Raw genomic sequence first — 7,639 nt, 5'->3', positions numbered from 1 at the left:
CCTTGCGAGGCTTTGACCCCTTTCTTTAAGAATTTTTTGGGTGTTGCAGATAACTGATGAAAAATCTAAAAATGCTTCTCCTAATGCCTCTAATTGCTCCGTAGATAATTCTCGAACTCGTTCAATTATTGATATATCAATGTAATCTTCTCGATACAAACCCAGCATGACAGCAGCTTCTTGTTCAAATCCTCCCGATTCTCGAAAATCAGCTTTTGTCGGACGCTTTTCAGAGCGGGAATCAACTTCTCTTTTTAACTGCGCTAAACCCAAGACAGCGCAATTGAATTGTTTAGCGATCGCCCTGAGTTGTTTCAAGATGGAGTCGATTTCTTATACGCGGTTTTCACCACCCCGCTTTTCTCTTGGTTCAATCAACTGCACATAGTCCACAATCACCAAACTGACTGACCCGCAACGAGCTTGTATATCTTGCAAATCACCCGGGAGCAACGCGATTTTCTGAAGTTGGACTTTAAACGAGCGATGCCTTCGGCGGGCTACGCCTACGCTAAAACATATATTTAAGTAAATAGTTATTTTTATCACATAATTTACACTAAAAAGCACGAGAATTAATCTTGATGAGTTATCTCAAAAAGATTATTGGTGGGTAATTTGGTAATAATTTCGCTTTGATCCTAGGTATTAATTATCACGAAAAGCTGAAAATAAGAAAATTTATGTATAAAATTGTTCAAGCACTACTGGGGTAAAGGAAAGAATTAAAAATCGAGTTACAAAAATTGTCCCAATTTCCAGCAATCCACTGACATCGCAGATGTAACATAATCTCTGCGTTATCTTGAAGCCAAAATTTACTGTTCCCCTTCATGCGTAAGTTAACAGCTTGACGAATTAAACAATCAAGAAGCCCCACTACCAAGTGGTAGCTGATGTGCTGCGACTAATTGATAGTTTAATAGTCGCCTGCGGTAAGCTTTGAGAATGTAATTACGCTCTCGTACCAAAATTTTACAACGTTCTCCAGTTGCTGTTAAAATAAATTTACCCATGTTTCTGATCAAATTGAGAGCTTGACCTTGTTTTAAAGCTTTTCGAGCTTTTTTAAACCATGATTTACGTTCATTATCAGTCTTAAAAGCAGCATCGGCAAAGTCTTGTAAATGTGAGGCAGCGTGATAAAAATCTAAGAGTTGATAATTAGCAGATGGGCATTTTAGTTTCTCCAATAAAGGTGGAATATGTTTCCAAATCCATTCAGCACCATCAGCAATAAACAATACCTGTAAAGCAAAGGCTTATCCCTAGATCAACTAGATACATTTCTAGAATCTTTAGAAAATATTCATAACCTAAATATGTACCATCATTAGTAATAGGTAGAACTGATGCCCTAATTTTTTTCCCATGCTCATTCACTGTGTAAATAGCCAATAATTTTGGTTCCATCCATTCGTAAGTATTGCCTAGCCGATTAGTTTTGAGCTTACGTCTACCTTTTTTATTAATCCGAATTCTCGTTCTCCCACCATCTACGGCAATAACAACACGCTGGTCTTTCAGAATATTGCCTGTAGGTAAACTGCCAATCTCTAAACTTTATAATTTAGATTGACGTAAATTTATGCCAATTTTACCAAAATAATATGTAATGCGTTCTATCCGTTTTAGACTAATGTTTATTCCCCAATCTATTAAAATTGTACGTGCAGCTTCAAACGACCCCGCAATTGCACCGTATTTTGTGATTGTTGCCCAAACATGGGGTGTAAATCCTTCTGATATTCCTAACCATCTGAGAAAGGGACAAAATCCTAACTTTAAATATTTTCCTTTTTGATGTGATTGATTGTTACGTTCAACTACATATGGTAATGAGAGAGTTACTAGTACATTCTCAACTGTTAATATCTGCCGTTGATAGTTACCATGTTTTCTTGTTGTTGGATTTTTATAACTTTTGGTTTTAGCGATTGCTGTATCTAGAGCATCTTTGGAACGAGATAGTTTATTTAGTAAAATTGCTACACATTCTCCTGCCAAAGTTAATGCGGTCTTTCTAATTTCTTCTTCTCTATTTTTAAAAGTCTGTCCAGACCATTCGCTAACATTTGTTATTTCTAAAAATTTCGTAACTTTTTCTTTAAACTCTGACAATAATTTGCTTAAATCTAAACTTGAATGTATATTTTTGTTCATGAAGTGACGGCAAACTCCTTGTTTTGACATGAAATCTCAAAACCTTTACTCAAAGGGAATCCTACACTTTTTTGTTCCCATCAATAATTAAACATCTCTCAGAATAGACTATTCTGAGATTTTCTAAGTATTAATTCTAATAGTTGCGTATATATTTTATGTATTTACTGAAGTTAAGTGTTTGCGATCGCTTGTTTAAAGTCCAACTTCAGAAAATCGCGTTGCTCCCCCAAAAAACGACAAATAGTAACAATTGGAAATGTCGAAGTAACTTTAAACCTACCTTATGTACTTGAACGGAATCCGACAAATAAACAACCTAATAATTCTTCACTCAATGAGCAAAAAATAAAAACCTCAAATCAAGGATTTTGTCCGTTTTTAAAGTGGCTAGGGATGTCTGAAGGTATTACCCCTTTAGTCTGGTCAATAATTGCCAAATATGGTGCGATCGCTAGTTCATTTGATGCAGCACGTTCGACGTTAAGTTTAAAAAATAGTGTGATCGCTTCCAATATATCGCCAAATGAACTAGATAGTATTGATTTCCTAAATGGTAGAGACGATTTAAACCCAAGCAAAGGCGATCACTAATTTCAACTCTAGCAATCCTAAATCATTTGCGAAAAGTTAAATCCCCGACAACTTTTATGAAGTCGGGATCTGGACACCACGAATTTTCACAAATAGACATCTCCAGAAATTAAATATGCGTTACCCAGAACCCTTGTAGAGACATAGCACTGCTACGTCAAAACAATTCTTTTTCGGAGATGTCTAATAGGTTCAGGACTGCCGATAGCAGGCAAACTCCATTGAAAAAGTAGCCATACCAGAAGTAAGCGATCGCAATTCTGTAGAATACCCAAACATTCGCGCTAGCGGTACTTCGGCTCGAATCACCGTGTATCCCTGCATTGTCTCAGAACCCAACAACAAACCTCGACGGGAGGATAAGTCACCTTGAACCCTTCCCATGAACTCGTTGGGTGTTTCCACCTCTACAAGCATTATAGGTTCGAGGATGTAGGGTTTTGCTTTGGCGTAGGCGTAGCCCGCCGTAGGCATCGCACCTTCAATAGCCTGATGGGACGCTGACCGGAAAGCCAATTCTGAAGAGTCAATTGGGTGATAAGAACCACCATCCAAAACAACTTTCACGCCAGTTACGGGATAGCCTTCCAGTTGTCCTGATTCCATCGCCTCACGGAAACCCTTCTCACACGCCGGGATATATTCTTTAGGGATCGCACCTCCAACCACCCGATTCTCAAAGATAAACGATTCATCTGTGGGTTCAATCCACCCAGTAATATGGGCGTACTGACCGGGGCCGCCTGACTGTTTCTTAAATCGGTAGTCAAAGGTAGCTTGTTGTCTAATGGTTTCCCGGTACGCCACGGCAGGAGTACCAACGTAGACCTCGGCATTATATTCCCGTTGGATGCGTTCTAGGTAGATTTCCAAGTGGAGTTCACCCATTCCAGAAATCAGAGTTGATCCTGATTCGGGGTCGATGCTCAAGCGGAAGGTAGGGTCTTCCCTTTGAAAGCGATTAAGTGCTTTGGAAAGGCGATCGCTGTCTTCCTGCTTTTTGGGCGTAATCGCTAGCGTAATCACTGGTTCCGGCACAAACATCTTCTCTAGAGATAGCAGTGGTTCCCCAGAACAGAATGTATCACCAGAAGCACAATCCACACCCAACAGAGCCACAATATCCCCAGCAACGGCAACTTTTAATTCTTCTCGCTTATTGGCGTGCATCCGCACCAAGCGACCGATTTGCACTCGCTGTTCAGTCCGCGAGTTGTAGACTGTATCGCCGGGTTTGAGCGTCCCAGAGTAAATCCGGGTATAGGTCAACTGCCCAAAGGATTCAACAGTGAGTTTAAATGCCAATGCCACCAAGGAAGCATCGGAGTTAGGGTAGACACTAACCGACTCTGCGGTTTTGACCACTTCTCTATCTATCGGAGATGGTAGATAAAGCGTAACTGCATCCAATAAGTTTTGCACTCCTTTATTTTTGAATGCCGAACCCAGCAGTACAGGCGTGAATTCTAGGCTCAAGGTTGCCTGTCGGATGGTTTCCCAAATTAATTCTTTAGGAATTTCCTCACCCGCCAGTAGCATCTCGGTCATCGGTTCTGAAAACAGCGACAAAGTATCTAGCAACCTTTCGCGTGCCTGTTGTGCTTCATCCCTAAGTGATTCGGGAATTGGCTTTTTAAGCCAGTTTTCCCCGTTTTCACCTTCAAAGTAGTCAGCAGTCATTTCTACCAGGTCGATCACTCCCTGGAATTGGTCTTCACTGCCGATCGGGTACTGGAGCAATATTGCATTTAGTTGCAAGCGATCGCGTATTCCCTGTACTACACGAAATGGATCTGCTCCCGTCCGATCCATCTTGTTGATGAACGCCAAACGCGGCACTCGGTAGCGCTTCATTTGCCGATCCACCGTAATGGACTGGGACTGCACACCCGCCACAGCACACAGCACCATCACTGCCCCATCCAATACCCGCAAGGCGCGTTCCACTTCTATTGTGAAATCTACGTGTCCAGGTGTATCAATCAGGTTGATTTGGGTATCGTGCCACTGGCAGGTGGTAGCAGCAGAAGTGATGGTTATACCATGTAGTTTTTCTTCTGGCATAAAGTCCATCGTTGCACCCTTACCGCCTCCCCGCACTTCCTCAATAGCGTGGATTCTGCCCGTGTAGAAGAGAATTCGCTCTGACAACGTAGTTTTACCAGAGTCGATGTGGGCAGAGATACCAATATTTCGGATGCGTGTTCGGGGAATCATAAAATTTCCTTTTGTTCAAGCGACAAACAGTCACCAACTGAGTGGCGATATATTTTGTATTATATATGTAGTATAAAAGAATGAACAGGCTGATTTATGTATTTTTCTTTTTTCGTATGAAACCGACCTGCTAACCCGGATTTCTCACCGATGCTCAAAGCCTGTGCTTGTGCAGGGGAGCTCTTGAGCAGGGGAGCAGAGGAGAGTTATTGTACAAGTTCTTTCCCTTCTGCCCCAGACCTCTGCCCCTCTGCCCCTTCCCTCAAGCTTGTGAGAAATGCGGGCTAAGAGCAAGCGAGGAGGCAATACGGTTCGGTTAGGGATTGGAACTTGTGGTAGCATTCAACCTTATATACCAGTTGGTAGCATTATTATTAGCAGTGCAGCATTGTGTCGCCAAGGTGCAGCAAATGATATTGCGCCTGTGGAATATCCAGCCGCAGCCGATCCTTTTCTGACAGTCGCTTTAATTAAAGCTGCGCGAGAATTAAAGGTTGAACATTACATAGGAATTACGGCATCAGTTGATACTTTTTACGAAGGACAAGAACGCACTGATTCAGCGAATCTAAATTTAATGCGATCACTGCATGATATTACAGAAGAATATCGGCGATTAAATATCTTAAATTATGAAATGGAATGCGGCACATTAGACCTCTTGCAAAATTGTTTTGTGGTATAATTAGAGATTTTCTTAAAAATGCACATCCAAATTGATGCAGAGAACTTTTATCACCTCATTGGTATGTCTGATTCAAATGGAGCGCAAATCTTAAAGCCCACTATTGTACCATGAATTATTTTTGCAAGAGGTCTCTTGGTTTGCTAGAGAAGCGCAGAAGGTACTGAAATTGACTCATTTAGGCGGTAATTTTTCAGCCTTACGGTTTTATCTGCCAAACTTTAATAGATTTATCGCCACTACCGCTATATAAAGTTTGACCATCCCTACTTAATGCAAGCCCATAAATTCCACCTGCGTGTCCGGTAAGTTCCATGACTGATTTCCCTGTTTTGATATCGCGTAATATGATTTCTCTGCCTAAACCACCAGCAATAAATGTCTTGCTATCGGGACTTATAATTAACGCATCAATACTCGTACCCAACGATAAATTATGAACTAGCTTTCCTGTTTTCAAGTCCCAAGCTTTGAAACCTTTACCATCTGTGGTTCTGACTCCACCAGATTGAAAGCTATCGTCATGTCCACCACACAGGAGCATTTTTCCATCGTTACTAACAGCAAGCGTAATTGGGGCTGATGCTCTCTCCAAACCGTTGATCAGGTCTTCTTTTTTGGGTAGTGGTGGGATAAAGCTGCCTATTTGTTTACCTGTTAACAGACTCCAAACCCGAATTATTCCTCCATTTTCACCCCCGCTTAAGAGGGTTTTACCATCAGGACTAATTGCAAGTGCTGTTATTTCTGCTTTGAGTATCTGGTCAATTTTTCGAGTTTTGAGATTCCGAAATTTGATAGTGTTATCGCCGCTAGCACTGATTAAGGTTTGTCCGTCTAGGGTCAACAACATTGCTTTCACCCCTGTTTTCTCTGAAATCGTGCGAACTTCCTTTCCTGTTTGCATATTCCAAAATTTGATAGTGTTATCGAAACTGGTACTAATTAAAGTTTGCTCATCTGGAGTCATCACTATTGATTTAATACGCTCGCAGTGTCCAGTTAAAGTGTGAAGCAATGCACCTGTAGTAGTCTGCCAAAGCTTGATTGTTTTATCATCGCTACCACTAGCAAGAACTTGACCAGCAGGGGAAAGGGCTAATGCACGAACAGGTGCAGTATGCCCTGATAAAGTTAATTTCAACCGCTTTGCTTGTTCAGTGTTTGTGGGAGTATTAAGTGTATTTGCTATAACTGGAACGGTAGCAATCATACTAAACGGTGTAGCTAGGAAAAAACTAAGTAATGTTAAGGTTTTAAATAGAATGGGTAATTTCATGGTGATCTTGATGAAACTGCAACGAATCAAGCTAATAAACCTTGCTTTCTAATGTCACTAGCAAAGCTTTTCTTCGTTCCCTACTATTTATTCAATGAGTCTACTTTCTATTCCAGAAAAATTGACAGTTTTCTATTGTTAGTTAACAGATTATTTGTTGCTTTAGCGATTAACTGAGTTCAATGGGTTGAAAAAGTGCTTTGAAAAGCTGAGACTGCAATAAGAAGAAAATTCAAGAGTGGTTTTGCAACACAAAAGCTCCCAAACCGAATCTTCGCGCCAGATTGACCACCAACACGCCACTCATCACTTTAATAGCCCACATCAGTAACACTTTCGGTAATCACTCGTGAGAATCAATTGAGGAGACGATGACTACGCTCCATAAGAGCGATCGCTACTTCCTCCATCCCCAGATTTCCTTACTCAGCACCCCATCACCAGCAACCATGTCTGTAACCCGCCAAGGAAGAAGTTCAAAGTCACGGATATCGTCTATGATACGCTGACTTGTGCTGACTTCTAACCTTTGTAATGCCAACTTCAAGATTATTCCTTTTTTGCGTAAAGCACGAAAATTGAGGTGAATAGTATTATATAACGGTATTTGTGCGATTCGATGGCGCACGTCATGAGTCGAATACTTCTACTGGATAAGGTTTTCAAGCAATTTCTGCACCGATACCTAGGGGTATTCGCAA

General features: G+C 41.1%; 5 protein-coding genes and 3 pseudogenes. 2 read left to right on the top strand and 6 right to left on the bottom strand.

Translation table 11 applies throughout. From position 1 onward, the window contains the following. The 3 genes and pseudogenes from ACFE90_RS33950 to ACFE90_RS33940 form a co-directional block, all read right to left on the bottom strand. Positions 1-321: DnaB-like helicase C-terminal domain-containing protein (locus ACFE90_RS33950; protein ID WP_375506686.1), on the bottom strand; the 321-nt coding region annotated here is incomplete at its 3' end. A gap of 12 nt (positions 322-333) precedes the next feature. Next, complete coding sequence (locus ACFE90_RS33945) at positions 334-549, bottom strand: hypothetical protein (protein WP_375506685.1); 216 nt, start codon at positions 547-549, stop codon at positions 334-336. Positions 550-697: 148 nt separating this feature from the next. Continuing rightward, a pseudogene (locus ACFE90_RS33940) lies at positions 698-2,163 on the bottom strand (ISLre2 family transposase). A gap of 198 nt (positions 2,164-2,361) precedes the next feature. Between ACFE90_RS33940 and ACFE90_RS33935 the strand changes: the two are divergent. After that, positions 2,362-2,649: pseudogene (locus ACFE90_RS33935) on the top strand (hypothetical protein); the annotation flags it as partial. 300 nt (positions 2,650-2,949) lie between these two features. Here ACFE90_RS33935 and fusA read toward each other — a convergent pair. After that, complete coding sequence (fusA, locus tag ACFE90_RS33930; RefSeq protein ID WP_375506684.1) at positions 2,950-4,974, bottom strand: elongation factor G; 2,025 nt, start codon at positions 4,972-4,974, stop codon at positions 2,950-2,952. A gap of 322 nt (positions 4,975-5,296) precedes the next feature. On the opposite strand from fusA, the pseudogene ACFE90_RS33925 reads away from it, so the two are divergent. Next, positions 5,297-5,629 (top strand): annotated as a pseudogene (locus ACFE90_RS33925) (uridine phosphorylase); the annotation flags it as partial. Positions 5,630-5,858: 229 nt separating this feature from the next. On the opposite strand, the gene ACFE90_RS33920 reads toward ACFE90_RS33925, so the two are convergent. Continuing rightward, positions 5,859-6,938 carry a WD40 repeat domain-containing protein gene (locus ACFE90_RS33920; protein ID WP_375506683.1) on the bottom strand — a complete coding sequence of 360 codons (1,080 nt, stop codon included), beginning with the start codon at positions 6,936-6,938 and terminating at the stop codon, positions 5,859-5,861. Positions 6,939-7,335: 397 nt separating this feature from the next. Beyond that, positions 7,336-7,485 carry a hypothetical protein gene (locus tag ACFE90_RS33915; RefSeq protein WP_375506682.1) on the bottom strand — a complete coding sequence of 50 codons (150 nt, stop codon included), beginning with the start codon at positions 7,483-7,485 and terminating at the stop codon, positions 7,336-7,338. Positions 7,486-7,639: the final 154 nt, after the last annotated feature.

The sequence above is a fragment of the uncultured Nostoc sp. genome (assembly GCF_964245445.1).
Taxonomy (GTDB): domain Bacteria; phylum Cyanobacteriota; class Cyanobacteriia; order Cyanobacteriales; family Nostocaceae; genus Nostoc.
This window is presented reverse-complemented; position numbering and strand designations above follow the sequence as displayed.

Bases quoted from the DNA above. Each gene is read 5' to 3' on its own strand.
- fusA (WP_375506684.1), bottom strand. From the start codon at position 4,974: ATGATTCCCCGAACACGCATCCGAAATATTGGTATCTCTGCCCACATC.
- ACFE90_RS33920 (WP_375506683.1), bottom strand. From the start codon at position 6,938: ATGAAATTACCCATTCTATTTAAAACCTTAACATTACTTAGTTTTTTC.